The 25,599-nt window shown below is 68.0% G+C and carries 25 protein-coding genes; 20 read left to right on the top strand and 5 right to left on the bottom strand.

Annotated elements, in window-relative coordinates:
* Position 1 precedes the first annotated feature (1 nt).
* Positions 2–1,378: a hypothetical protein gene (locus ACEL92_RS22355; protein ID WP_374022798.1), complete on the top strand. Its 1,377-nt coding sequence runs from the start codon at positions 2–4 to the stop codon at positions 1,376–1,378.
* Positions 1,379–1,382: 4 nt separating this feature from the next.
* On the opposite strand, the gene ACEL92_RS22350 is transcribed toward ACEL92_RS22355, so the two are convergent.
* Genes ACEL92_RS22350 through ACEL92_RS22335 form a run of 4 tightly spaced genes read right to left on the bottom strand, consistent with a single transcriptional unit; the run spans position 1,383 to position 3,936 of the window.
* Complete coding sequence (locus tag ACEL92_RS22350; protein ID WP_374022797.1) at positions 1,383–2,426, bottom strand: LLM class F420-dependent oxidoreductase; 1,044 nt, start codon at positions 2,424–2,426, stop codon at positions 1,383–1,385.
* Between the two features lie 49 nt (positions 2,427–2,475).
* Complete coding sequence (locus tag ACEL92_RS22345; protein WP_374026340.1) at positions 2,476–2,826, bottom strand: ester cyclase; 351 nt, start codon at positions 2,824–2,826, stop codon at positions 2,476–2,478.
* A 25-nt stretch (positions 2,827–2,851) separates the two neighbouring features.
* Positions 2,852–3,691, bottom strand: a complete 840-nt coding sequence (locus ACEL92_RS22340; RefSeq protein ID WP_374022796.1) for a dienelactone hydrolase family protein — start codon at positions 3,689–3,691, stop codon at positions 2,852–2,854.
* Positions 3,692–3,714: 23 nt separating this feature from the next.
* On the bottom strand, positions 3,715–3,936 hold the full coding sequence (locus ACEL92_RS22335) for an Rv1535 family protein (RefSeq protein ID WP_374022795.1): 222 nt from the start codon (positions 3,934–3,936) through the stop codon (positions 3,715–3,717).
* Between the two features lie 615 nt (positions 3,937–4,551).
* Between ACEL92_RS22335 and glmS the strand changes: the two genes are divergently transcribed.
* The 15 genes from glmS to groL all read left to right on the top strand — a co-directional run bounded on the left by glmS (position 4,552) and on the right by groL (position 19,890).
* Positions 4,552–6,417, top strand: a complete 1,866-nt coding sequence (glmS, locus tag ACEL92_RS22330; protein WP_374022794.1) for a glutamine--fructose-6-phosphate transaminase (isomerizing) — start codon at positions 4,552–4,554, stop codon at positions 6,415–6,417.
* Positions 6,418–6,675: 258 nt separating this feature from the next.
* Positions 6,676–7,572 carry a DUF4436 domain-containing protein gene (locus ACEL92_RS22325; protein WP_374022793.1) on the top strand — a complete coding sequence of 299 codons (897 nt, stop codon included), beginning with the start codon at positions 6,676–6,678 and terminating at the stop codon, positions 7,570–7,572.
* Positions 7,573–7,619: 47 nt separating this feature from the next.
* Entirely contained in the window at positions 7,620–8,450 is an 831-nt protein-coding gene (locus ACEL92_RS22320) for a DUF4436 domain-containing protein (RefSeq protein ID WP_374026339.1), read from the top strand.
* A 74-nt stretch (positions 8,451–8,524) separates the two neighbouring features.
* On the top strand, positions 8,525–9,202 hold the full coding sequence (locus ACEL92_RS22315; RefSeq protein ID WP_374026338.1) for a rhomboid-like protein: 678 nt from the start codon (positions 8,525–8,527) through the stop codon (positions 9,200–9,202).
* A gap of 33 nt (positions 9,203–9,235) precedes the next feature.
* Complete coding sequence (locus ACEL92_RS22310) at positions 9,236–10,666, top strand: NAD(P)H-hydrate dehydratase (RefSeq protein WP_374022792.1); 1,431 nt, start codon at positions 9,236–9,238, stop codon at positions 10,664–10,666.
* A 14-nt stretch (positions 10,667–10,680) separates the two neighbouring features.
* The gene (locus tag ACEL92_RS22305) at positions 10,681–12,063 is read left to right on the top strand and encodes a glutamate decarboxylase (protein WP_374022791.1); all 1,383 of its coding nucleotides are present in this window, start codon (positions 10,681–10,683) and stop codon (positions 12,061–12,063) included.
* Positions 12,064–12,140: 77 nt separating this feature from the next.
* Positions 12,141–12,731 carry a sensor domain-containing protein gene (locus tag ACEL92_RS22300; RefSeq protein ID WP_374022790.1) on the top strand — a complete coding sequence of 197 codons (591 nt, stop codon included), beginning with the start codon at positions 12,141–12,143 and terminating at the stop codon, positions 12,729–12,731.
* A 47-nt stretch (positions 12,732–12,778) separates the two neighbouring features.
* The gene (gene alr, locus ACEL92_RS22295) at positions 12,779–13,954 is read left to right on the top strand and encodes an alanine racemase (protein ID WP_374022789.1); all 1,176 of its coding nucleotides are present in this window, start codon (positions 12,779–12,781) and stop codon (positions 13,952–13,954) included.
* A gap of 52 nt (positions 13,955–14,006) precedes the next feature.
* Positions 14,007–15,059, top strand: a complete 1,053-nt coding sequence (locus ACEL92_RS22290) for an alpha/beta fold hydrolase (RefSeq protein ID WP_374022788.1) — start codon at positions 14,007–14,009, stop codon at positions 15,057–15,059.
* A gap of 40 nt (positions 15,060–15,099) precedes the next feature.
* Positions 15,100–15,570 (top strand): tRNA (adenosine(37)-N6)-threonylcarbamoyltransferase complex ATPase subunit type 1 TsaE, encoded by a 471-nt coding sequence (gene tsaE / locus ACEL92_RS22285; RefSeq protein WP_374026337.1) that lies wholly within the window; start codon positions 15,100–15,102, stop codon positions 15,568–15,570.
* Positions 15,567–16,190 carry a tRNA (adenosine(37)-N6)-threonylcarbamoyltransferase complex dimerization subunit type 1 TsaB gene (gene tsaB / locus ACEL92_RS22280; RefSeq protein ID WP_374026336.1) on the top strand — a complete coding sequence of 208 codons (624 nt, stop codon included), beginning with the start codon at positions 15,567–15,569 and terminating at the stop codon, positions 16,188–16,190. Before tsaE ends, tsaB begins: the two co-directional genes overlap by 4 nt.
* Positions 16,187–16,657 carry a ribosomal protein S18-alanine N-acetyltransferase gene (gene rimI / locus ACEL92_RS22275; RefSeq protein ID WP_374022787.1) on the top strand — a complete coding sequence of 157 codons (471 nt, stop codon included), beginning with the start codon at positions 16,187–16,189 and terminating at the stop codon, positions 16,655–16,657. The genes tsaB and rimI overlap by 4 nt, the downstream gene beginning before the upstream one ends.
* Positions 16,654–17,679 (top strand): tRNA (adenosine(37)-N6)-threonylcarbamoyltransferase complex transferase subunit TsaD, encoded by a 1,026-nt coding sequence (tsaD, locus tag ACEL92_RS22270; RefSeq protein ID WP_374022786.1) that lies wholly within the window; start codon positions 16,654–16,656, stop codon positions 17,677–17,679. Before rimI ends, tsaD begins: the two co-directional genes overlap by 4 nt.
* A gap of 200 nt (positions 17,680–17,879) precedes the next feature.
* Positions 17,880–18,182: a co-chaperone GroES gene (groES, locus tag ACEL92_RS22265; RefSeq protein ID WP_007167930.1), complete on the top strand. Its 303-nt coding sequence runs from the start codon at positions 17,880–17,882 to the stop codon at positions 18,180–18,182.
* An 85-nt stretch (positions 18,183–18,267) separates the two neighbouring features.
* Positions 18,268–19,890 carry a chaperonin GroEL gene (groL, locus tag ACEL92_RS22260; protein WP_374022785.1) on the top strand — a complete coding sequence of 541 codons (1,623 nt, stop codon included), beginning with the start codon at positions 18,268–18,270 and terminating at the stop codon, positions 19,888–19,890.
* 237 nt (positions 19,891–20,127) lie between these two features.
* Here the strand turns inward: groL and ACEL92_RS22255 are convergent, their stop codons facing one another.
* Positions 20,128–20,811, bottom strand: a complete 684-nt coding sequence (locus ACEL92_RS22255) for a TetR family transcriptional regulator (RefSeq protein WP_374022784.1) — start codon at positions 20,809–20,811, stop codon at positions 20,128–20,130.
* A gap of 301 nt (positions 20,812–21,112) precedes the next feature.
* Here ACEL92_RS22255 and ACEL92_RS22250 point away from each other — a divergent pair, with 301 nt between their 5' ends.
* From ACEL92_RS22250 to ACEL92_RS22235, 4 genes are all read left to right on the top strand, one after another.
* Positions 21,113–22,315: a cytochrome P450 gene (locus ACEL92_RS22250; RefSeq protein ID WP_374022783.1), complete on the top strand. Its 1,203-nt coding sequence runs from the start codon at positions 21,113–21,115 to the stop codon at positions 22,313–22,315.
* A 43-nt stretch (positions 22,316–22,358) separates the two neighbouring features.
* Complete coding sequence (locus tag ACEL92_RS22245) at positions 22,359–23,444, top strand: IS630 family transposase (RefSeq protein ID WP_374021365.1); 1,086 nt, start codon at positions 22,359–22,361, stop codon at positions 23,442–23,444.
* A 159-nt stretch (positions 23,445–23,603) separates the two neighbouring features.
* The gene (locus ACEL92_RS22240) at positions 23,604–23,960 is read left to right on the top strand and encodes a hypothetical protein (protein WP_374022782.1); all 357 of its coding nucleotides are present in this window, start codon (positions 23,604–23,606) and stop codon (positions 23,958–23,960) included.
* 72 nt (positions 23,961–24,032) lie between these two features.
* Positions 24,033–25,562, top strand: a complete 1,530-nt coding sequence (locus ACEL92_RS22235) for an adenylate/guanylate cyclase domain-containing protein (protein ID WP_374022781.1) — start codon at positions 24,033–24,035, stop codon at positions 25,560–25,562.
* Positions 25,563–25,599: the final 37 nt, after the last annotated feature.

Here is a 25,599-nt window from a genome sequence, read left to right as displayed (position 1 = left end):
GGTGGCCCAGCGGTTGGACGTCGCCGGGCGCCTCGCCGAGGGCCTGCCCGCCGTCGATCACACCCAGATTTACGTGCGGGCCTGCCACGCCCTGGGCTACCAACATCCCGACCTGACTGTGCGTCCCGCGCAGATCCGCGACTGGTATGACACCGAAGACGGCCTCGATCTGCACGCCCTCGACCGTGACTGCGCGGAGCTGCGGGCGGCGGGCGAGGCGGTCGCCGAGGCGCTGCGCATACAGCGCGCCCAGGTCGCCGAGCTGGCCGCGGCATGGACCGGGCCCGCCGGCGACGCCGCGGTGCGGTTTGTCGAACGCCACTGTGACGCCGCCGGCGCGGTCGCCACCGAACTGCGGGCGGCAGCCCAACGGTGCGAGTCACTGCGCGACAACCTGTGGTACCTGGTCGATTCCAAGGTCGCCACCGCCATCGCCGTGGACGACCGCGCCCAGGCGCAGCGGTCGGCGTGGCTGGCAGCGGCCGCCACGGTGACGGCCGGGGCGGGGGACCGGCGCGCCGCAGAGGAGGTGGTGCGCGAGCAGGTGACGCCCTACGTCGACAACGAGGTTCACGACGACTGGCTGACGGCGATGCGCGCGACGCGCGACGGTATCGACACCGCCTACGACATGGTCACCGACCGGATGGCCGCCGCGCCGGTGGCACGCTTTGAAGCCCCCGGCGACTTGGGCCCGGGGTACCAGCCGTTGCGGTCGGCACCGCCGGCTGCCCCTCCGGTCGCGGTGGCGCCCGCGGCCGCGGCCCCGAGCCCGCCGCCGGAACCGGCGCCGACGGCAACCACGCTCGCGCCCACTCCGATTCCCGCCGTGCCGCAACCGGATTGGGGCGCCGCGCTGGGCGACGCCGCCGGCATGCCGGCGGGCGACCTGGGTGGTGGATTCGGCGGCGGGCTCGGCAGCGGCGGCGGTGCTGGTCTGCTCGGGTTGGCCAGCAGGATCGTCGACGCGGTCGGCGGGCTGATCGGCTCGGCCGGCGACGGGTCCGGCAGCGACGGCTTCGGCGAGGGCGACGCGTACGACGAGGATCCCTTCAAGCCCGACGACGAGGATCCCTTCAAGCCCGACGACGAGGATCCCTTCAAGCCCGACGAGCCGGCGAAGGAAGAGGCCGTCGCGGACACCGAACAGGCCACGCCCGACGAGGCGGCTCGGCAGGTCGATGCTCCGGTGCCGGGGGGCCCGCCACCGCCGAATGCCCCGGAGCCGGTCGACGCGGAGCCGGAGCACCCGCCGCCGCCACCGATCGACGGACCGCCACCGGCCGCCGCGCCCGCGGCGGGCGAGCCACCCCCGTCCACTGACGGCAAAACGCCCTGCGAAATCGCGGCGGACCAACTGCCGCAGGCGGGCCGGTGACGGCTCAAGCCGGACGGAGCTGCAGCACGTCCTCGACGAAGCGCACGGATTCGGCTCGGTCAGTGGCCAACGGGCTGAGCAGCAGCGTCGTCACGCCGGCCTCGGCGAAGGCGGCCAGGCGTTCGGCGACGTACCCGCGCGGGCCCACCAGCGACATGCCGCGCACCAGCTCGTCGGGCACCGCGTCGATGGCTTCGCGCTTGCGACCCGACAGGTACAGCTCCTGGATGCGGTCGGCGACCTCGCCGAACCCGTAGCGCGTCGCCAGGGCGTGGTAGAAGTTGCGGCCCCTGGCGCCCATCCCGCCGAGGTACAGGCCCAGCTGCGGCTTCACCCACGCCAGCCGCTCGTCGACGTCGTCGCCGATGGCCACCGACGCGTGCACCATCACGTCCAACGGCCCCAGCGCGGCGTCCCGCTTGGCCATGCCCGCCGCCAGCGCGTCGCCCCACACCGACGCGGCCTTGTCCGGCAGATAGAAGACCGGGTGCCAGCCCTCGGCGATCTCGGCGGTCAGCTCGACGTTCTTGGGGCCCAGCGCGGCGATCGTGATCGGAATGCGTTCGCGCACCGGATGATTGATGAGCTGCAGCGCCTTGCCCAGGCCCGTTCCGCGGTCGCGCGGCAGGGGGACCTGGTAGTGCTTGCCGTTGTGCTGCAGGCGTTCCCGCCGCCACACCTTGCGGCAGATCTCCACGATCTCGCGGGTGCGGCCCAGCGGCGCGTCGAACTCGACGCCGTGAAAGCCCTCGATCACCTGCGGCCCGGACGTGCCGATCCCCAACCGGAAGCGCCCGTCGGACACGAAATCCAGCCCCGCGGCCGTCATCGCCAGCAGCGAGGGGGTGCGGATGTAGATCGGAAACACCCCCGAGGCCAGCTCGACGGTGTTCGTCCTGGCCGCCAGGTACCCGAGCTGGCTCACGGCGTCGAAGGCGTACGCCTCGGCCACCACGGCGATGTCGATGCCGGCCTTCTCGAGTTCCACCACGCGATCGACGGCCTGGTGAAAGCCGCCCGAATAGTCCAGCGCGATCCCGATTCGCATCAACGACAGATACCACGACGGCACCCGTGCGCCGCGGGGGCTCGGGAAGTCAGCTCGCCGAGGTGCCCGTCCAGTACTCCGCGAACCGCCGACCGTCCGCGGACAGCCGCAGGATGTCGTTGCCGGTGAAGGACACCGGCCCGTCGGGTCCGGTGCCCGTGCCCACCCAGCGGCCCGCCACCAGGTCGCCCTCGGACAGGGGGCCTAGTTCGATACGAAACGTTAAGTCGGCCATCATGTTTCGGGTCTCCTCGATGATCGCCGTAAGCTCATCGGGGCCGTGGACATCCCGGCCCGGCCAATGACCCGCAAAGTCGTCGGTCACGATCTCGGACGCGACGGGCTTTCCGGCCCAGAGCTCGTTGATCCAGCGTTCGTATAGCGCTCGCACGGTCGACACAGTGAGCATTTACCCCGTTACCGCGTCACTTCAACAGCGCGACGATCTTCTCCTCGAGCGGCACGGCGGCGGCCTCGGGATCCAGCGGCTCCGTCTTGGGCAGCTGCACGTCGCGATCGGCGAAGTCGCGGTAGGTCTTGTCGCCGCCCAGCGTGTAGAGCAGGTAGCCGGTGAGCAGCGCACGTACCGTCCGCTGCGTGCGCCGGTGCGGGCTGGCCAGGCCGAACACCTTCGTCAGCCGCCGGCCCTCCACCAGGCCGCCCGGCTGGGCCTTGCTGACGACGCGCAGGGTGGCGGCATCCCACGCGCGGGACAGCGACAGCGCGTTCGACGTCAGCGACCTCGGATCAGCCGGCGCGGTCAGGATCAACCCAGGGAGCTTCAGCGTCGTCGCCGGGGCCTCGGCCGGGGGGCTGGTGGCGGCGGGAAACAACGCCGCCGCGGCGGCGAGCTTGTTCGGCATGCCGGCCGCGGCAAACACTGCGGCCGAGCCGCCGAAACCGTGCCCGACCACGCCGAGCTTGGCGGGATTCACGCTGATCTTGCCCGGCCCGAGCCGCACGCCCGACACGATGTCCAGCGCGGTGCCGAGGTCGAAGGCGAAGTTCAGGACGGACGGGGCCACGCCGCGCTCGGTGTCGGGAGCGCCGGCGACGATGCCCCAGGACGCCAGGTGTTCGAGCAGACCCGCATAGCGACCGGCCTTGGCCAGCCAGTCGTGCCCGAACGCGACGCCGGGCAGACCCAGCCCGGCCTCCGGCGTGTACACCACCCCGGGCAAGCCGGCGAAGGCCAGGTCACCACGCAAAACCCGGTGCGGACCACGGCGGGTGAGGGCTGCGAACAGCTTGCGGGTGCGGGCCACCCGTCGACGTTAGCGCATCCCGCTCAGGCCGTGACTTCGATGACGCCCACCCGCCACAGCGCCGCATACATGTGGCGAAGCGGGAAGCTCAGCAACCGGGCGGCCGTGTCGACCATCGGGTCGCCGCTGGCGATCGGCTCGCGGTGCCGCCGCTGGGGCGCGGGCTTGGGGGCGGGCGCCGGCGCGAGCTTAAGGCTGGGCGCGGGCAGCTCGGTCATCACATCGTCAAACAGAACAGCGGTCATTTTTCTCTCCTGAAAGAAGGGGTGCGGAATTTCGGATTAACATTCATTTACGGTTAGCTATCCGGTGCCTTAAGCAATGCTCGATTCGATATACCTAGGTCAAATTCTCAAGCGGGCCGTCTAACTCAAATACCGGGTAGCTGGACTATCATCATTGATGTCTACATAAAGGGGCAATTGCTACGAAGATACGGTCGCGCGATGCGCATATGCACTGGTAAACGTGCTACTTACCAGGCGGTAGTGATCAGGCGGGCGTCAACGAGCTATCCTTTCTGGGGGCTTCGGCGGTTGCCGGTGGTAGCCGATTCCAAGAATTCTAAGTAGGCAAATTGGTACAGCGATGACGCAAACGAAAACGCCACAAATACATCAGGTGAAAAGCGTTCCTGCCATTTATGAAGACGATGTAAAGGGGATGGTCAGCGACCCTGCGGCGCAAAGCCGGGCGGATAGGTCCACTACATCCAGCTGACTCCGTCGGCGTACCGGAGCCCCGGCCCCGGAGACCGGGTGGCTACGGATCGGGCAAAGCCGGCCTTCCGTGCAGGTGGGCGGCCTAACCATCACCGCGGAGTGCGCGGTTGGGGGCCCACCTGCACTACCCTGGTTCGAATGTGCGGAATCGTCGGCTACGTCGGGCAGCAGCCTGCCTGCAAGGTCGTCATAGATGCCCTCCGCCGCATGGAGTACCGCGGCTACGACTCGTCGGGCCTCGCACTGGTCAACGGCGCCGGAACGCTCACCGTGTGCCGGCGCGCCGGTCGGCTGGCCAATCTGGAGGAAGCGGTCGCGCAGATGCCGCCGGAGTCGCTGGGCGGCGCCACCGGCCTGGGCCACACCCGCTGGGCTACCCACGGGCGCCCCACAGATCGCAACGCGCACCCGCACAGCGACGCCGCAGGCAAGATCGCCGTCGTCCACAACGGCATCATCGAGAACTACCCGAGCCTGCGCCACGAGCTGGAGGCCTACGGCGTGGAGTTCACCAGCGACACCGACACCGAGGTGGCGGTGCATTTGGTGGCGCAGGCCTACCGGCACGGGCCGACCGCCGGCGACTTCGCCGGCTCGGTGCTTTCGGTGCTGCGCCGGCTGGAGGGCCACTTCACACTGGTGTTCACCAACGCCGACGACCCCGGCACCATCGTGGCCGCCCGGCGCTCCACCCCGCTGGTCATCGGGATCGGTGACGGCGAGATGTTCGTCGGCTCCGACGTCGCGGCGTTCATCCCGCACACCCGCAACGCCATCGAGCTCGGCCAGGACCAGGCCGTGGTGATCACCGCGGACGGTTACCGCATCACCGACTTCGACGGGAACGCCGACGTCGAGTACCGCGAGTTCCACATCGACTGGGACCTGGCCGCCGCGGAAAAGGGCGGCTACGAGTACTTCATGCTCAAGGAGATCGCCGAGCAGCCCACCGCGGTCGCCGACACCCTGCTCGGGCATTTCATCGACGGGCGGATCGTGCTCGACGAGCAGCGGCTCTCCGATCAAGAGCTCCGCGAGATCGACAAGGTGTTCGTCGTGGCGTGCGGCACCGCGTATCACTCCGGACTGCTCGCGAAGTACGCGATCGAACACTGGACCCGGCTGCCGGTGGAAGTGGAGCTGGCCAGCGAATTCCGTTACCGGGACCCGGTGCTCGACCGCAGCACCCTGGTGGTCGCCATCTCGCAGTCCGGCGAAACCGCCGACACGCTGGAGGCCGTCCGGCACGCCAAGGAACAGAAGGCCAAGGTGCTGGCCATCTGCAACACCAACGGGTCGCAGATCCCGCGCGAATGCGATGCCGTGCTCTACACCCGCGCCGGCCCCGAAATCGGCGTCGCCTCAACGAAGACGTTCCTGGCCCAGATCACCGCCAACTACCTGGTGGGCCTCGCGCTGGCCCAGGCCCGCGGCACCAAATACCCCGACGAGGTGGAGCGCGAATACCGGGAACTGGAAGCTATGCCGGACCTCGTCGCCCGCGTGCTCGCGATGATCGAGCCGGTGGCCGTCCTGGCGTACCGCTTCGCCCAGTCCTCGACCGTGCTGTTCCTGGGCCGCCACGTCGGCTACCCGGTGGCGCTGGAAGGCGCGCTCAAGCTCAAAGAACTGGCCTACATGCACGCCGAAGGATTCGCCGCCGGGGAGCTCAAGCATGGGCCCATCGCGCTGATCGAGGACGACCTGCCCGTCATCGTCGTCATGCCCTCGCCCAAGGGGTCGGCCACGTTGCACGCGAAGCTGCTGTCCAACATCCGGGAGATCCAGGCCCGCGGCGCGATCACCATCGTGATCGCCGAGGAGGGCGACGACACCGTGCGGCCCTACGCCGACCACTTGATCGAGATCCCGCCGGTGTCAACCCTTTTGCAGCCGCTGCTGTCGACCATCCCGCTTCAGGTGTTCGCCGCGTCGGTCGCCCAGGCCCGAGGTTACGACGTTGACAAACCCCGAAACCTCGCCAAGTCCGTCACCGTGGAATAGCCGCCGCGGCTGACGGCGGCGCCCGGCTTCGCCGCGCTTGCGATCGCCGCGAGCTGATCGAAAACCACTCGGCGTCAACACTTTGCGGCGTCGCGGGTCGAGATGTGTTCGCAGCCTCGCCCGCGGCCACGACGCCGGTGAGCCCGGCCACGTCCGCAACCGTCGCGTAGTTTCGGCGCTTTGCCCGTATCGCCGCGAGATGCGCCGCGATTCCGTTAGATTGCTTTCGGTAACAAGCCACTCCACGGTAGGAGCAGCATGCGATCGGCGGTCAGAAGATTCGCCATTGTGGGCCTGATCGTGCTCATTCTCGGAACTTATGTCGCGTTGGTCGGGCTCTACAGGGACACCGTCGAAGGGTCCGCCCCCGGCACCCTGAGCGACAATCCGGAGACGGCCGCTCAGAGCATGGCCACGTTGACTGTGGAGGAGATGCAGTCCAACTACAGCGCCGTCGTCGCCAACGTGGCTGTCGCGCCGGGACCCTCGCTGCTGGATCCGGTCACCCACCGCCTCAAGGACGATCTCGTGCTGCGCGTTCGGTCTTCGGCCCAGCCCAGTCGTCGCGAATATTCGCCGGGCATGCTTCCCGGCGTCTTCCCGCTCCCGCTGACCATCGCGGGTCACGTGGAACGTTGGCCGTTCGACAGCTACGAGTCGGGTCCGATCGAGGTGCAGCTCTTCTCCGGGGGCGATACGACGAAGCCGCCGTTGCTGATCCCGGTGCGACTCATCGACCATCTGTCGGGTTTCAAGGTCACCATGGCCAAGGTCCCGGGCCACGAGGCGTACCGCATGCACGTGCGGCGCGCGCTGAGCACCGCGCTGTTCGGTGTCGTCATTTGCGGCGTGCTCATCGCGATCGCCAGCCTCGCCGTCGTCGTCGCGGTCCAAACACTGCGCAACCGGCGCAAGTTCCAACCCCCGATGACGACGTGGTACGCGGCAATGCTGTTCGCGGTCGTGCCACTGCGCAACGCGCTTCCCGGCCTGCCCCCATTCGGGGCGTGGATCGATGTGACCATCGTGCTCTGGGTGATCGTCGCGTTGGTGTCGGCGATGCTGCTCTACATCGTGTGCTGGTGGCGCCACTTGAGGCCGGAGCCTCAGGTTGTCGCGCCGTCGGTGGATCCCGTCCCGGTGCCATCGGGCTGATATCCCGTTGCTTTTCGACACATTTCGTTATCGAGTGGGGGGTGGCCGTGAAGCTCGGCGTCATAGCGTTGATCGTGGGCGTCATCGGGGCCTACGTCGCCTCGGTCGCGCTGTATGCCAACAGTGGGGGGCACCATCAACACCCCCAGACGGCGGCCGGGGCTGACCGCAGCACGGCAACGTTGGTAATCGAGGACATCCAGTCGAACTACAGCGTGCTGGTGGCCAACCTGTCCATCTCGCCGGGGTCGGGTCTGCTGGACCCGCAAACCGGGCACCTCAACCAAGACCTCGGCCTTCGGGTGCGATCCGTGGCGACGCCGACCCGGCGCACCTGGACCAAGGGCATGCTCCCCGGCGTCTTCCCCGTCCCGCTGACCATCGCGGGCGAGATCGAGAATTGGCCGTTCGACCGCTACGGTTCGGGACCGATAGAGATCGAGCTCATGCGCGGCGGCAGCGAAACCGTCGCCGAGCGCCTACCGGTGACCTTCGTCAACCACCTTGCGGGGTGGCAGGTGTCCACCGATGGGTCCGGCCCCTACCGGGTGAGCGTGCACCGCTCCCTGAGCGCGGCGGCGTTCGGCATCGTCATCTGCGGCGTGCTGATCGCCATCGCCGTGGTCGGCCTGTTCGTTGCCGTCCAGACCCTGCGTGACCGGCGGAAGTTTCAGCCGCCGATGACCACGTGGTATGCGGCGATGCTGTTCGCGGTGGTGCCGTTGCGCAACGCGCTTCCCGGCTCCCCACCCTTCGGCGGCTGGATCGACATCACCCTCGTGTTGTGGGTACTCGTCGTCCTGGTGATATCGATGCTGCTCTACGTCGCCTGCTGGTGGAGGCATCTGCGGCCCGACGCCCCGCAGCCCTTCGCTTAGGTGCAGCAACCCAACGGTTCGCGTGCGAAGGTAATGAGGTGACGAAAGCGCCGGTACAGTCCCGGCTGCGCAGCATGGGGCTGGCGGTCTGGCACTACGTCAGCGGCGCGCCGCTGACGTACGGCTGGCTGCTCGTCCTGTTCATCACGACGCTCATCCAGCACTGGCTGCCACAGCGACAACTGCACTCGATGCTGATGCACCATTCCACCAACATCCACGGACTGGCACGCGATCCGCTCGACGTGCTGTTCTCCAGCCTGCTGTGGATCGACGGTGACAACCTGACCCCGTACCTGATCCTGTTCTCGTTGTTCCTGGCGCCGGCCGAACACTGGCTGGGCCAGTTGCGCTGGCTGACAGTGGGATTGAGCGCGCACATCCTGTCCACCTATTTCAGCGAGGGCCTGCTGTATTTCGCCATCGAGCAGCACGACGCCTCGGAACGGCTGGTGCACGCCCGCGACATCGGCGTGAGCTACTTCCTGGTCGGGGTGATGGCCGTGCTGGCCTATCACATCGCGCGGCCATGGCGCTGGGGCTATTTGGGCGTGCTCTTCATCGTCTTCGGTTTCCCGTTGATCACGATGGACCGTATTGAGCTGAACTTCACCGCAATCGGGCATTTCACCTCGATCCTCGTCGGCCTCTGCTTCTACCCGATGACGCGGCATCAGGACGCCCGGCAGCTGAGCCCCGCGCGCCTGCGGGCCATGGCGCGACGGCCCCGATCGCCCGAGGCATCGGCCTGAGCAGCGCGGCCGCTGACCCGTAGTGTGGCTAGGGTGCGGCACTACTACTCCGTAGACGCGATCCGCCAGGCCGAAGCGCCGCTGCTGGCCAGCCTGCCCGACGGGGCGCTGATGAGGCGCGCGGCCTTCGGGCTCGCCGCCGAGATCGTCGCCGAGTTGCGGGCCCGCACCGGCGGGGTGGCCGGCCGCCGGGTGTGCGCGGTCGTCGGCTCGGGCGACAACGGTGGCGACGCGCTGTGGGCCGCCACTTTCGTGCGCCGCCGCGGCGCGGCCGCCGACGCGGTGCTGCTCAACCCGGACCGCACCCACCGCAAGGGGCTGGCGGCGTTCCGGAAAGCGGGCGGGCGGATCGTCGAAAGCGTCTCGCCGACAACCGATCTCGTTATCGACGGGGTGGTGGGCATCTCCGGCTCCGGGTCGCTGCGCCCAGCCGCGGCCGAGGTGTTCGCCGCGGTCGACGATGCCGGGATCCCGGTGGTCGCGGTCGATATCCCCAGCGGCGTCGACGTGGCGACCGGGGCGATCGCCGGGCCCGCGGTGCACGCCGCGGCGACCGTGACCTTCGGCGGCCTCAAGCCGGTGCACGCGCTCGGCGACTGCGGACGGGTCACGTTGATCGACATCGGGCTCGATCTACCGGAGACGGACGTGCTGGGGTTCGAGGCGGCCGACGTGGCCGCGCGCTGGCCGGTGCCCGGACCCCACGACGACAAGTACACCCAGGGCGTGACCGGTGTGATGGCCGGCTCCTCGACGTATCCCGGGGCGGCGGTGCTGTGCACCGGGGCGGCCGTCGCGGCGACCTCCGGCATGGTCCGCTACGCCGGCAGCGCGCACCGCGAGGTGCTCGCGCACTGGCCGGAGGTGATCGCGTCACCCACGCCCGCGTCGGCCGGGCGCGTCCAATCCTGGGTCGTCGGGCCAGGGATAGGCACCTCGGAGACTGAAGCCACCGGGGCCGCCGCGCTGTGGTTCGCGCTGGAGACCGACCTGCCGGTGATCGTGGACGCCGACGGGCTGACCATCCTGGCGGCGCACCCCGATCTGGTCGCCAACCGCACCGCGCCGACCGTGCTGACGCCGCACGCCGGTGAATTCGCCCGCCTGGCGGGTAGCGCCCCCGGGGACGACCGCCTGGGCGCGTGCCGGAAGCTGGCCGACACCTTCGGCGCCACCGTGTTGCTCAAGGGCAACGTCACCGTCGTCGCCGACCCGGGCGGCCCGGTGTACCTCAACCCGGCCGGGCAATCCTGGGCGGCCACCGCGGGCTCCGGGGACGTGCTGTCCGGCATGATCGGCGCGCTGCTCGCGGCGGGCCTGCCGGCGGGGGAGGCGGCCGCGGCGGCCGCGTTCGTCCACGCGCGGGCGGCGGCGTTGTCGGCCGCCGACCCGGGCCCCGGTGACGCGCCGACGTCGTCGTCCCGCATGGTTCCGCACATCAGGGCGGCGCTGGCCGCCCTCTAGGAAGGATTCTGTAAGTGCCCCAACACCCGTCCCTGCCCGCGCACTCGATCGCCCCCGCCTACACCGGCCGCCTGTTCACCGCCCCGGTGCCCGCGCTGCGCATGCCCGACGAATCGATGGACCCCGAGGCCGCCTACCGCTTCATCCACGACGAGCTGATGCTCGACGGCAGCTCGCGGCTGAACCTGGCGACCTTCGTGACCACCTGGATGGACCCCGAGGCCGGCCGGCTGATGGCCGAGACGTTCGACAAGAACATGATCGACAAGGACGAATACCCGGCGACCGCGGCCATCGAGCAGCGCTGCGTGTGCATGGTGGCCGACCTGTTCCATGCGGACGGCCTGAACGACGCCGACCCCTACAGCGCGTGCGGGGTGTCCACGATCGGCTCCAGCGAGGCCGTCATGCTCGGCGGGCTGGCCATGAAGTGGCGGTGGCGGCAGAAGGTCGGCAAGGACTGGAAGGGCCGCACCCCCAACCTGGTGATGGGTTCCAACGTGCAGGTCGTCTGGGAGAAGTTCTGCCGCTACTTCGACGTCGAACCCCGCTACTTGCCGATGGAGGAGGGGCGCTACGTCATCACCCCCGAACAGGTCGTCGACGCCGTCGACGAGGACACCATCGGCGTGGTGGCGATCCTGGGCACCACCTACACCGGTGAGCTGGAACCCGTCGCCGACATCTGCGGCGCGCTGGACAAGCTGGCGGCCGGCGGCGGGGTGGACGTCCCCGTGCACGTCGACGCCGCCAGCGGCGGGTTTGTGGTGCCCTTCCTGCACCCCGAGCTGAAGTGGGACTTCCGGCTGCCGCGGGTGGTGTCGATTAACGTCAGCGGGCACAAATACGGGTTGACCTACCCCGGTGTGGGATTCGTGGTGTGGCGCAGCAAGGAATACTTGCCCGAGGAGCTGGTGTTCCGGGTCAACTACCTCGGCGGCGACATGCCCACCTTCACGCTGAACTTCTCCCGGCCCGGCAACCAGGTGGTGGGCCAGTACTACAACTTCCTGCGGCTGGGCCGCGACGGCTACACCAAGGTGATGCAGGCGCTGTCCGGGACGGCCCGCTGGCTGGGCGAGCAGCTGCGGGTCAGCGACCGCTGCGAGCTGATCTCGGACGGATCGGCGATCCCGGTGGTCGCCTTCCGGCTCGCCGGGGACCGCGGCTACACCGAGTTCGACGTCTCGCACGAGCTGCGCACCTACGGCTGGCAGGTGCCCGCCTACACCATGCCCGACAACGCCACCGACGTCTCGGTGCTGCGCATCGTGGTGCGCGAGGGGCTGTCGGCCGACCTGGCCCGCGCGTTGCACGACGACGCGGCCTCCGCCCTGACCTCGCTGGACAAGCTCAAGCCGGGTGGCCACTACCAAGCGCAGCACTTCGCGCACTGACGAACGCTGGGGGTCACTCGGCGATGTCGATTGGGTTGTTCAGGCGAGTGCGCACGCCGTTGGGGATTGGTTGCTGCGTGGCGGTCGTCGCGTCAGGCTGCGGCCACGCCACGACGACCGCCGGCAAAACCTCGTCGGCGCCGGTCGACGTCAACGCCCTCATCATCGGCATCGACGAGGTAGCACAAATCGCCGGCGTCGACGATTTGCGTGCTTCGCCGACGAAACACCAGCCCAGTCACTACCCGAAGGCGGGTGCGCCCCCACCATGTCAGCCGCCCTATCAGGACGATCTCTCGTTCGCCACGGGGTGGATGCAGTATCGGGCTGAAGCGTATGCCGGCGCGACCAGCCCGGGACCAGGCCAGGCGAACGTGATGGCCGACATCCTGCAGTCAGTCGCCGTCTATCAGGATGCCGGCGCGGCACGAGCACAATTCGATCGAGTGGAGTCGTTATTGAAGGCCTGCGCCGCGTTGGGTGACCCGAGTTTCGACTACGGGGTCTACAAACCGGACGATGCGACGCTCTATGGAAGCGCCGATTCGGCGCCGTTTGGTTACCGGGTGAAGGCAACCGTCCTGGTGAAAGTGACGGCGCTGCGGCTACCGGACGCCGGGCAGGTGAGGTCGGAAGTCCTCCAGCACATCAGCGATCGCATCCACTGAGCTGCGAGAATAAGGCCTCGCACGCCGCTTCTGGGACAATGGCGGCCATGAAAGGGTGGGCCGTTACGCCGATATCCCTGACGCCGGGCCTCGTCGCCGAGGCCCTGGTGGACCTCGGCGCCATTGAGCACAACGTGCGGTTGCTGTGCGAGCACGCCGGCCGCGCGCAGGTGATGGCCGTCGTCAAGGCCGACGGCTACGGCCACGGCGCAACCCAGGCCGCCCGCGCGGCGCTGGCCGGCGGGGCGGCCGAGTTGGGCGTCGCCACCGTCGCCGAGGCGCTGGCGCTGCGCGCCGACGGCATCGCCGCACCGGTGCTGGCGTGGCTGCACCCGCCCGGCATGGACTTCGGACCCGCGCTGCTCGCCGACGTCGAGATCGCCGTGTCCTCGGAACGCCAGCTCGACGAGCTGCTGGACGCCGCCCGCCGCACCGGCCGGAGGGCGACGGTCACCGTCAAGGTGGACACCGGGCTGAACCGCAACGGCGTCCACGCGTCGCAGTACCCGTCGATGCTGGCCGCGCTGCGCCGCGCCGTCGCCGAGGAGGCGATCCGGCTGCGCGGGCTGATGTCACACATGGTGTTCGCCGATCAACCGGCCAACCCGCTCAATGACCTTCAGGCCCAACGGTTCAGCGAGATGCTGGCGCAGGCGGGCGCGGAGGGGGTGCGGTTCGAGGTCGCGCACCTGGCGAACTCGTCGGCCACCATGTCGCGTCCCGACCTGGCCTTCGACCTGGTGCGGCCCGGCGTCGCTGTGTACGGCCTGAGCCCGGTGCCCGAACTCGGCGACATGGGTCTGATCCCCGCGATGACGGTGAAATGCCCTGTGGCGCTGGTAAAGTCGATCCACGCCGGCGAGAGCGTGTCGTATGGGCACACCTGGACCGCGGAGCGCGACACCACCCTGGCGCTGCTGCCGGTCGGCTACGCGGACGGCGTGTTCCGGTCGCTGGGGGGACGTTTGGAGGTGTTGATCAACGGCAAGCGGCGGCCCGGCGTCGGCCGGATCTGCATGGACCAGTTCGTCGTCGACCTCGGCCCCGGTCGCACCGACGTGACCGAGGGCGACGAGGCGATCCTGTTCGGGCCCGGCGGCGGCGGGGAACCCACCGCGCAGGACTGGGCCGACCTGCTCGGCACCATCCACTACGAAGTGGTGACCAGCCCGCGCGGGCGCATCACCCGTACCTACCGCGAGGCGCAAACCATTGAGCCGTGAGACAACTCGCAGGCGCCAACGTGGGAGGGCTTGGTTCGCGGGAGGGGCGGGGGTGACGGCCCTCGCCACCATCGTCGGAGCCTCGGCCCGCCGCTCGATGGTCCAGCGCACCCGAGGCCTCGAAGACCCTTACGCCGACGAGGATTTCGACCGGATCGACGACGACCGTCGCTCGGTGGTGACCACCCCGGACGGGGTGTCGTTGGCGATTCGCGAGGCCGGCCCCGCGGATGCCCCGCTGACCATGGTCTTCGTCCACGGATTCTGCCTGCGGATGGGCGCCTTTCATTTCCAGCGGACGCGGCTGCCGCAGCAACTGGGGCCCCGCGTCAGGATGGTCTTCTACGACCAGCGCGGGCACGGGCAGTCCGAGGAAGCCCCGCCCGAGAGCTACACGCTGACCCAACTCGGTAAAGACCTGCAAAGCGTGCTGCAGGTGGTGGCCCCGCGCGGAATGGTCGTGCTGGTCGGCCACTCCATGGGCGGCATGACGGTGTTGTCCCACGCCCGCCAATTCCCCGACCAGTATGGGCGCCGGATCGTCGGCGCCGCGCTGATCTCCTCGGCGGCCGAAGGCGTCGCCAGGTCCCCGCTCGGGGAGATCCTGAAAAACCCTGCGCTGGAAGCGTTCCGGTTCACCGCACGCAGCGCGCCCAAGCTGATGCACCGCGGCCGCAACGTGTCCCGCTCGCTGATCGGGCCGGTCCTGCGGGCCGCCTCCTACAGCGACCTGCACGTCAGCCGCAGCCTGGACGCGTTCTCGCAGCGGATGATGAACGGCACACCGATCCCGACCATGGTGGAGTTCCTGGATGCCCTCGAAGCCCACGACGAGACCGCCGGCCTGTGGACACTGCTGCGCATACCCACGCTGATCGCCTGTGGTGACCACGACCTGCTGACACCGGACGAATACTCGCGCAGGATGGCGGCCTCGCTGCCGCGATCCGAGCTGGTCATCGTCCGCGGCGCCAGCCACCTCGCGCTGCTGGACAAGCCCGAGGCGATCAACGACGGGCTGGTCCGGCTGGTCAAGCGGGCCACCCCGGGCCGTGCCGCCCTGGCTGCGCGGTGGATGGAAGACAGGTTGCGGCGCCGTGGCTAGCCCCGATGGCGGTGACCCGCCGCGCCCGGCTTCGCCGCGCTTGCGATCACCCCAGCCTGGGGGCACGGCCACCCTCGAACGGGTCGAGGACACCGTCGCGCTGGGGTCGCGGCTCGGCGAGCAGCTGAAGGCGGGCGACGTCGTGGTGCTCACCGGCCCGCTCGGTGCGGGAAAGACCGTGCTGGCCAAAGGAATTGCCGCCGCCATGGACGTCGACGGCCCGGTGACCTCGCCGTCGTACGTGCTGGCGCGGGTGCACCCGCCGAGGCGGCCCGGTACACCGACGATGATTCATGTCGACATGTACCGGCTTCTGGATCAAGACGGCGCCGACCTGCTCGGCGAGCTCGACTCGCTCGACCTGGACACCGACCTCGACGACGCGGTGGTGGTCGTGGAGTGGGGCGAGGGTATCGTCGAACGCCTCGCCGAGCGGCACCTCGACATTCGCCTGGAACGCCTCAGCGGATCGGACGTGCGGATCGCGTCGTGGCAGTGGGTTCGGGCATGACGTTCGTCCTGGCGCTCGACACCGCGACCCCCGCCGTGACGGCGGGGATCGTGCGGCGCGACGACCTGACCGTGCTCGCCGAGCGGGTCACCGTCGACGCCCGGGCGCACGCCGAGCGGCTCACGCCGAACGTGGTGGCCGCCCTGGCCGACGCGGGGCTGACGATGGGCGACCTCGAAGCCGTCGTGGTCGGCTGCGGCCCCGGCCCGTTCACCGGACTGCGGGCCGGAATGGCGACCGCCGCCGCCTACGGGCACGCCCTGGACATCCCGGTGCGCGGTGTGTGCAGCCTGGACGCCATCGGGGTGCGCACCACCGGCGAAACGCTGGTGGTCACCGACGCCCGCCGGCGCGAGATCTACTGGGCCCGCTACCGCGACGGTTTCCGGATCGACGGACCGGGGGTCAACGCCCCGGCCGACGTCGATCCGGGCCCGGCCCAGGCGGTGGCCGGCTCGAAAGAGCACGCGGCACTGTTCGGTCTGCCACACCGCGGGCCGGTGTATCCCACGCCGGCCGGGCTCGTCGCCGCGGTGCCCGACTGGTCGCAGCGCCCGCTGCCGCTGGTGGCGTTGTACCTTCGCCGCCCGGACGCCAAGCCGATGGCGGCGCGGCAGTGACCACCACCCGCGAGCCCGTGACGCTCGGCGCGTTGACCCCCGCCGACGCGGCGCGCTGCGCCGAACTCGAACGGCAGCTGTTCGACGGCGACGACCCGTGGCCCGCGGCGGCCTTCAACCGGGAACTGGCCAGCGCGCACAACCACTATGTGGGCGCGCGCGCCGGCGACACCCTGGTCGGGTACGCCGGAATCTCGCGGCTGGGCCGCACTCCACCGTTCGAGTACGAGGTCCACACCATCGGCGTCGACCCCGCGTATCAGGGGCAGGGCATCGGCCGCCGGTTGCTCGACGAGCTGCTGGTCTTCGCCGACGGGGGCGTCGTCTTCCTGGAGGTGCGCACCGACAACGAGGCGGCCATCGGGCTGTACCGCAGTGTGGGATTCGAACAGATCGGCCTGCGCCGGCGCTATTACCGCGCCAGCGGCGCCGACGCCTACACGATGCGCCGGGGGGCCCGCCGATGACGACGATTCTGGCCATCGAAACCTCTTGCGACGAAACGGGAGTCGGCATCGCGCGGCTTGACGCCGAGGGCACCGTCACGCTGCTGGCCGACGAGCTGGCCTCCAGCGTCGACGAGCACGTCCGCTTCGGCGGCGTGGTCCCCGAGATTGCGTCGCGGGCGCACCTGGAAGCGCTCGGACCCGCCATGCGCCGGGCGCTGGCGACGGCCGGCGTGCGCAAGCCCGACATCGTCGCCGCCACCATCGGGCCCGGGCTTGCCGGCGCGCTGCTGGTGGGAGTCGCTGCGGCCAAGGCTTATTCGGCCGCGTGGGGGGTGCCGTTCTACGCCGTCAACCACCTGGGCGGGCACCTGGCCGCCGACGTCTACGAGCATGGCCCGCTGCCCGAATGTGTGGCGCTGCTGGTGTCCGGCGGGCACACCCACCTGCTGCACGTGCGTTCCCTCGGCGAGCCGATCGTCGAGCTCGGTAGCACCGTCGACGACGCCGCCGGCGAGGCCTACGACAAGGTGGCCCGCCTGCTCGGGCTGGGCTATCCGGGCGGCAAGGTGCTCGACGACCTGGCCCGCACCGGCGATCGCGACGCCGTCAGCTTTCCGCGCGGCATGACGGGGCCCGGTGACGACCCGTACGCCTTCAGCTTCTCGGGGCTCAAGACGGCTGTCGCCCGCTACCTGGAGAGCCACCCGGACGCGGTAAACGCTGATGTGGCCGCGGGGTTCCAGGAGGCTGTCGCCGACGTGCTGACCATGAAGGCGGTGCGGGCGGCGACGGGGCTCGGCGTCTCGACGCTGCTGATCGCCGGGGGAGTGGCCGCCAATTCGCGGCTGCGGGAGCTGGCCGAGCAGCGCTGCGCGGCGGCCGGGCTGGCGCTGCGGATCCCCCGCCCTCGGCTCTGCACCGACAACGGGGCCATGATCGCGTCCTTCGCCGCGCACCTGGTGGCCGCCGGGGCGCCGCAGTCACCGCTGGACGCGCCGAGCGACCCGGGCCTGCCGGTGATAAAAGCCCAGGTGACGTGATCGCTTGTGGCGAATTCGCGATACGCAGCGGGGCGCCCTTGAGTGCTAGCACTCTCGTGTATAGAGTGCTAGGTGGCAATCGGCCAAACCCTGTGCCGGCACCCGCGACGACGGCGCTCGGGCACGGACGACTGCCGAATCCCTTGATAATTCTGGGGCACCCCGCCCCGGACCCGATCTAACTAGTGGAGGCTCCAATCGTGGCGAAGGTGAACATCAAGCCACTCGAGGACAAGATTCTCGTGCAGGCCAACGAGGCCGAGACCACGACCGCGTCCGGTCTGGTCATTCCTGACACCGCCAAGGAGAAGCCGCAGGAAGGCACCGTCGTCGCAGTCGGTCCCGGCCGCTGGGACGAGGACGGCGAGAAGCGGATTCCGCTCGACGTCTCGGAAGGCGACACCGTCATCTACAGCAAGTACGGCGGCACCGAGATCAAGTACAACGGCGAGGAGTACCTGATCCTGTCGGCGCGTGACGTGCTGGCCGTCGTATCGAAGTAAGCACCGTGGTCCGCCCCGGCGATCCCCGCGCATGGCCGCGGGCGATTTCCGGGGCGGCACGCGTTAGCGCCCCTAAAGGAGCCTGATGAGCAAGGTAATTGAGTACGACGAGACCGCGCGCCGCGCGATCGAGGCCGGCGTCAATGCGCTCGCCGACGCGGTCCGGGTGACCCTGGGGCCGCGCGGCCGGCATGTGGTGCTGGCCAAGGCCTTTGGCGGGCCCGCGGTCACCAACGACGGCGTGACCGTCGCGCGCGAGATCGAGCTGGAAGACCCGTTCGAGAACCTGGGCGCCCAGCTGGTCAAGTCGGTGGCCACCAAGACCAACGACGTGGCGGGCGACGGCACCACCACCGCGACCGTGCTGGCTCAGGCGCTGGTCAAGGGCGGCCTGCGCCTGGTCGCGGCCGGTGCCAACCCGATCGAGCTCGGCCTCGGGATTTCGAAGGCGGCCGACGCGGTGTCCGAGGCGCTGCTCGCCGCGGCCACCCCGGTGTCCGGAAAGGACGGCATCGCTCAGGTGGCGACGGTGTCGTCGCGTGACGAGCAGCTCGGCGAGCTGGTCGGGGAGGCGATGACCAAGGTCGGCGCCGACGGCGTGGTCAGCGTCGAAGAGTCCTCGACGCTGAACACCGAGCTGGAGTTCACCGAGGGCGTCGGCTTCGACAAGGGTTTCCTGTCGGCGTATTTCGTGACCGACTTCGACTCCCAGGAGGCCGTGCTCGACGACCCGGTGATCCTGCTGCACCAGGAGAAGATCAGCTCGCTGCCCGACCTGCTGCCGATGCTGGAGAAGGTCGCCGAGTCGGGCAAGCCGCTGCTGATCATCGCCGAGGACATCGAGGGCGAGGCCCTGGCCACGCTGGTGGTCAACTCGATTCGCAAGACGCTCAAGGCGGTTGCGGTCAAGGCGCCGTTCTTCGGCGACCGGCGTAAGGCCTTCCTCGAGGACCTGGCGGTGGTGACCGGCGGGCAGGTGATCAACCCCGACGCCGGCCTGCTGCTGCGCGAGGTCGGCACCGACGTGCTGGGCTCGGCCCGTCGCGTGGTGGTCAGCAAGGACGACACCATCATCGTCGACGGCGGCGGCTCCAAGGACGCGGTCGATGCGCGCATCAAGCAGTTGCGCGCCGAGATCGAGGCGAGTGACTCCGACTGGGACCGCGAGAAGCTGCAGGAGCGGCTGGCCAAGCTGGCCGGCGGCGTGGCCGTGATCAAGGTGGGTGCCGCCACCGAGACCGCGCTCAAGGAACGCAAGGAAAGCGTCGAGGATGCCGTCGCGGCGGCCAAGGCCGCCGTCGAGGAGGGCATCGTCGCGGGCGGCGGTTCGGCCCTCATCGGGGCGCGCAAGGCGCTGAAGGAGCTGCGCGGATCGCTGTCCGGTGATCAGGCCGCGGGCGTCGACGTGTTCGCCGAGGCACTGGCGGCACCGCTGTACTGGATCGCCACCAACGCCGGCCTGGACGGCGCGGTTGCGGTGAGCAAGGTCAGCGAGTTGCCGGCCGGGCATGGGCTCAACGCGGCCAAGCTCACCTACGGCGACCTGGTCGGCGAGGGCGTGATCGACCCGGTCAAGGTGACCCGGTCCGCCGTGCTCAACGCGGCGTCCGTCGCGCGCATGGTGCTCACCACGGAGACGGCGGTCGTCGACAAGCCCGCCGACGAACACGATGACCACGGCCACGGTCACGGCCATCATCACCACTAGTTAGCGAAGCGAAACGCCCCCGACCTGATCGTCGGGGGCGTTTTGCGTCGGCGATGGGCTTGCTGGCTTGCTACTCGAGACTTAACCTACGCACGCCCGTCTCGGGGTCGTGTGCGTGGTTTAAGTGCCGCGGTTGGCTTAGTTCCCGCACCACGGATGCCCGCGGTTCATCGGTAGGTACAGCCGGCAGCGTAGGGGGTCAGGGGTTAATGGCTCCGGTGGCTCGATGCGCTCTGGTCACGCCAATTTGGCTGATCCGCGAGCGCTGGACGCCGGTTGGCTGGCATGCGTGAGAGCGGTTAGTGCATCGATGTCGCGGGTCAGATGGTGGTAGAGGACGGCAGGTCCAAGCCATCTGCCCACGAGGCTGCGGAGTGCAACCGGGTCGAGTGGCCGCTCGGGAGGATCGACCAGAACCGACTGAAGTGTGCGTACAGCGAGTTCGATGAGGTCGTCGATCGCAGCGTGATCGAAGCCGTGGGCGGCCCAGTCGACGTCATATCGACGGAACATTTCTCGTCCCAGACTGAATGCCGCGCCGGCGGTGAACGACGCCGATGCGCCGCCCGGTAACCGTGCGTCGAGGACGCGCGCCATCAGCGGGTCGTCGGCGAACTCCTCGGCCGCGAAGGCTACGCCCTCGACGACGGCAGCCGCCGGATTTGTCCACCCACGCAGGTGATCGGCTAAACGATCGAGAAAGCCGTTAGCCGAACGCATCTGGCTACCCACCAGCAGCGCTTCAGCCCCGGGAAAGTAACGGTAGATGGTCTGGCGGCTCACTCCCAGAACGCGAGCCACGTCGCTGACGCGGATGGCCGATCCGCCTTCGGCAACCATGGAGTCAACCGCGTCCAGAATCCTGTTGACGGCTTCCTCATCGGAGGCCGGCGTGTGGCCCGACCATCCATGGCTACGCAAGGGTACGGCCCATCATGGTGCTCCCGTTCGGTGTGGCGTGACAACCTTTAGCGAGAAGTATTGCCAACTTGCGGCTGAGGTCAACGGTATCTTGTCGCATCACACGTCCCATTTCACTACGAAATTCCGGCATTCACCGCGCGACTGCCACGCAAGAGTTCTTTGTGACCACACCACGCTGATCCGCAACGGTCAACGATGACGCAACATCCTGCTCTGATTTGTCTTGTCAGTTGGCGCTAGGTCTGCTGTGATACATCGAGGAATCGCGGCAGGTTCCACTGCACCAGGAGGACGGGCCATGACCGTAACTGAGGTCAACGACATTCGGTACGACCCCTACGATGTGGAACTTCTGGCCGATCCCTACCCAACGTTCCGGCGGCTGCGCGAGGAGTCGCCGCTGTACTACAACGAGCAATACGATTTCTATGCGCTCAGTCGTTTCCAGGACGTGAGTCGTGCGCTTGTCGACACCGGCACGTTCAGTTCAGCCCGCGGAATGATCCTCGAAGTGATCAAGGCCAACATCGAGATACCGCCCGGCATCATCGTTTTCGAAGACCCACCGGTTCATGACATCCATCGTAAATTGCTCGCGAGGATGTTCACCCCCCGCAAGATCGCCGAACTCGAGGACAAGATTCGCGCGTTTTGCGCACAATGTCTCGACCCCGTCGTCGGCACTGGACGTTTCGATTTCATCGCCGATCTCGGCGCTCAGATGCCGATGAGAGTCATCGGAATGCTGGTCGGCATTCCCGAAGACGACCAAGAACGTGTCCGAGAACGCTCGAATGCCTCGTTGCTCACCGAGGCCGGCCAACCCATGAGCCTGGCCTCGGAGGGCATCAACAACTACGACGAGGTGTTCGCCGCCTATCTCGACTGGCGCGCCGAACACCCCTCCGACGACATCACGACTGAACTCCTCAACGTCGAATTCGACGACGAGACAGGAGTCCGCCGAACCCTGACCCGCGACGAAATCCTGCTTTACATCGGCCTCGTCGCCTCCGCAGGCAACGAGACCACCACCCGGCTCCTCGGCTGGGCCGGAAAAGTTCTCGCCGACCATCCCGACCAGCGGCGCGAAATCGCAGCCAATCATCGGTTGATTCCACAGACGATCGAGGAACTCCTGCGCTACGAATCCCCCGTACCGCACCTCGCCCGCTACGTCACCCGTGATACCGAGTGGTACGGCCACACAGTGCCCGAAGGCAGCGTCATGATGCCGCTGATCGCAGCGGCTTGCCGTGACCATCGCCAGTTCCCGCCTGACGGAGACCGATTCGACATCCACCGCCAGCCGCGTCAGCACCTGGCATTCAGCGTGGGAGCTCACTTCTGCCTAGGAGCGGCACTCGCCAGGCTGGAGGCACGAATCGCGCTCGAGGAAATCCTCAAACGCTTCCCCGAATGGGACATCGACACCCAGGACGCACACTTATCATCGGCGTCGGCTGTCCGAGGCTGGGAATCGATGCCCGCGTTCATCTAGTGTCGTGAGTCGTTAATTCATCATTAGCGTTTAAGCTTGGTGGGTGCCGAATCCTGTCGCACCCGTGGTGGATCTGACCGAAGACGAGCGGTCTGAGTTGTTGTCGTGGTCGAGGCGATCCAACAGTGCCAATGCGTTGGCAATGCGGTCGCGGATCGTGCTGGCCGCTGCCGATGGGCTGAGCAATACCGCGATCGCTGACAAGCTCGATATCAACATTTCCAGTGCTCGTAAGTGGCGGACGCGGTTTGTGACCGACCGGCTTGACGGGTTGCTCGATGAGCCGCGTCCTGGCCGGCCACGGCTGGTGGGCGATGAGCAGATCGAAGCGTTGATCACTGCGACGTTGGAGACCACCCCAGCGGATGCCACGCACTGGTCGACCCGATCGATGGCCGAGCATCTCGGGCTGAGCCAGTCGATGGTCTCGCGGGTATGGCGAGCGTTCGGATTGGCTCCGCACAAACAGGATTCGTGGAAACTGTCCAAGGACCCGTTGTTCGTGGCCAAGGTCCGCGACGTCGTCGGGCTGTATCTAAATCCACCCGAGCGGGCCCTGGTGCTGTGCGTGGATGAAAAGACTCAGATCCAAGCCTTGAACCGGACCCAGCCAGTGTTCCCGATGCTGCCGGGCACCCCCGCGCGCGCCAGCCACGACTACGTTCGTCACGGCACCTCCAGCCTGTATGCCGCACTCGACCTCACCACCGGAAAGGTCATCGGAGCCCTTCATTCGCGGCACCGGGCCACCGAGTTCTTGGCGTTTCTCCGCAAGATCGACGCCGAAGTACCCACCGATCTCGACGTGCACCTGGTCTTGGATAACGCCTCCACGCACAAGACCCCAGCGGTGAAGCGTTGGCTCACAGCACATCCGCGATTCGTCCTGCACTTCACCCCGACCAGCTCATCGTGGCTGAACCTGGTCGAACGGTGGTTCGCCGAACTGACCACCAAGAAACTGCGCCGCGGCACCCACACCTCGGTGCGCCAACTCAACACCGACATCCGTGCCTGGATCCAAACCTGGAACGACAACCCCCGCCCCTACGTCTGGACCAAAACCGCCGACCAAATCCTCGAATCCGTCGCCAACTACTGCCGACGAATTAATGACTCAGGACACTAGTTCAGACGCATCGGTTCCGGGGGACGGTGATCTCCACATTGTCGAACCGCTGCAGCGTTGGGTGACCTCGCACCGGTGTGGACATGCGCTTTGGGGTGCTGATCCCCGGATTCGGTTTGTTGGGATCGGTAGTCAGGTGGGGATTGTGCACTGGTTGCCATGAATGCACCAGAGAGGACCGCCATCGTGCTGTTTGCCCACATGGCGAAGAGGCTCATCGCTGCCGCACTGCTGGCGGGGGGTGCCGCGCTCACCGGGTGGGGTGTGGGCGTCGCGCACGCGGACACGATGGCACCGCACCGCTGGTGCCCGGGCAACCCGAAGCAGATGCCCTACGTCGTGAACCAGTACATCGACTGGGACTGGAATGTCTGCCACACCTGGTATCCCACCCAATACGGCATGGGCAACGTCACCATGCAGGGCCGGCCGACCTCGATCTGGGACGGCGACAACCCGCCGATCGAGGCGATCACCATCAGGCATTGCCCGCCGATCAGCTTCATGTGCCCCTAGAGCCCAAGCGCCCCGGCCATCTGGCCGGGGTGTTTTCCTGTCTCAGCAGCTCTGGGCATTTAGTCTCCCGGAATGGACCGCTTCTTTCAGTGGGCATGGGACCACCATGGAGCGAGGTACTCGTGGGTGATCTCGGCGTGGGCCTTTGCGGTGGTGCTGCCGATTTACCTTATCGTCTCGTTCGCCATCGTGGCCGTCGAACACTCCGGTCGTTACTGGGCTGCGGCCGGGGCGGCCGTCGTTCATGCGTTGGTGATCGCCTACGCAGTGCCGCTACCCCGTCGCGGGGCGTGGCGTACTGCGGAGCTGTGGGCCGCGGGCGGTCGGGTAGATCGGGTTGAGGCTCTAGAAGCGACCTACGACTGGGCGCGGCGTGGTATCGCCCGAGCGTTGGTGGTCCTCGGCATGTTCGGGGCCTTCTTAGCGGCGGGCGTCGGTGCCTTAGTCGGCGCGACGGGGATGCGCCTGGTCCAATACGCCGTTTTGGGCGGCATTTTCGGGGTTGGCGCCCATCTGATCGGGGTTCACACCTTGGCGGAATCGCCGATGAGGCCGTTGCGGATCGCCCTCGCCGGTGACGCGGGTATCGGCGATTCCCTGCCTCGCTCACGGCCGACCTTCGCCATGTGGTCGAATCTGGCAATTCTCGCGGCCGCGTTGTCGTTTGCTGTCGTGGGCGCGATGTTCTCGGCCGTTTTTGAGCCCGCGAGTCAGCAACCCATGGCGTGGGTGCTCATCGGATGCGCGTTGACGCTGGGCTTCGGTGTGCCGATCACCGTCGCCACCGCATTTTCGCCGTCTTTGCAGCCGATTCGTGATCTCGCGGAAGGCACCAAACGCGTTGCGGCGGGCGACTATTCGCGGCGCCTGCCGGTGGTTCAAGACGACGACCTCGGCGTGTTGGCGGCGTCGTTCAACCGCATGCAGGCGGGATTGGCGGAACGGGAACGACTTCACGCGGCATTTGGGACCTACGTCGACCCGTCCTTGGCGGCGCGGCTGCTCGAGCAGGGCGACGATGTGTTCACCGGCGAGCGCCGCGAGGTGAGCGTGATGTTCATCGACGTGCGCGATTTCACGCCGTTCGCCGAGGCGCATACCGCCGAGGAAACCGTCGCTCGCCTCAATGCATTGTTCGAGATCGTCGTGCCTGCCGTCGTCGACGCCGGCGGCCACGTGAACAAGTTCCTCGGCGACGGCGCCCTGGCCGTCTTCGGCGCCCCCAACGAACTCGTGAAGCATGCCGACGCCGCAGTCAGCGCCGCGGCATTGATCAGCCGCCTGGTCGCCGAACGATTCGGTGAGGAGCTTCGCATCGGTATCGGCATCAACACCGGTGTGGTGATCGCCGGAACCATCGGCGGCGGCGGCAAACTCGAGTTCACGCTAATTGGTGACGCCGTCAATGTGGCGGCTCGCGTCGAACAGCTCACCAAAAGCACGGGCGATGCGATCCTCATAACTCAGGAAACCGTCGCCGCCTTGGCTTCTCGAGCGCCCGCACTCGTCGACCGGGGTTCCCACGCGCTGAAGGGCAAGTCGGCCCCGACAAAGCTCTTCGGACTCGACCCGACGGGCACGCCTTCGCATCTCGTCGGCTAACTGCCGAACTGTGGTCAGGCGCGCTGATTGCTAAGCT

The organism is Mycobacterium hainanense (assembly GCF_041890355.1).
Classification (GTDB): Bacteria; Actinomycetota; Actinomycetes; order Mycobacteriales; family Mycobacteriaceae; genus Mycobacterium; species Mycobacterium hainanense.
Note: the sequence above shows the minus strand (reverse complement) of the source record. Positions and strands in the feature narration are given on the sequence as shown.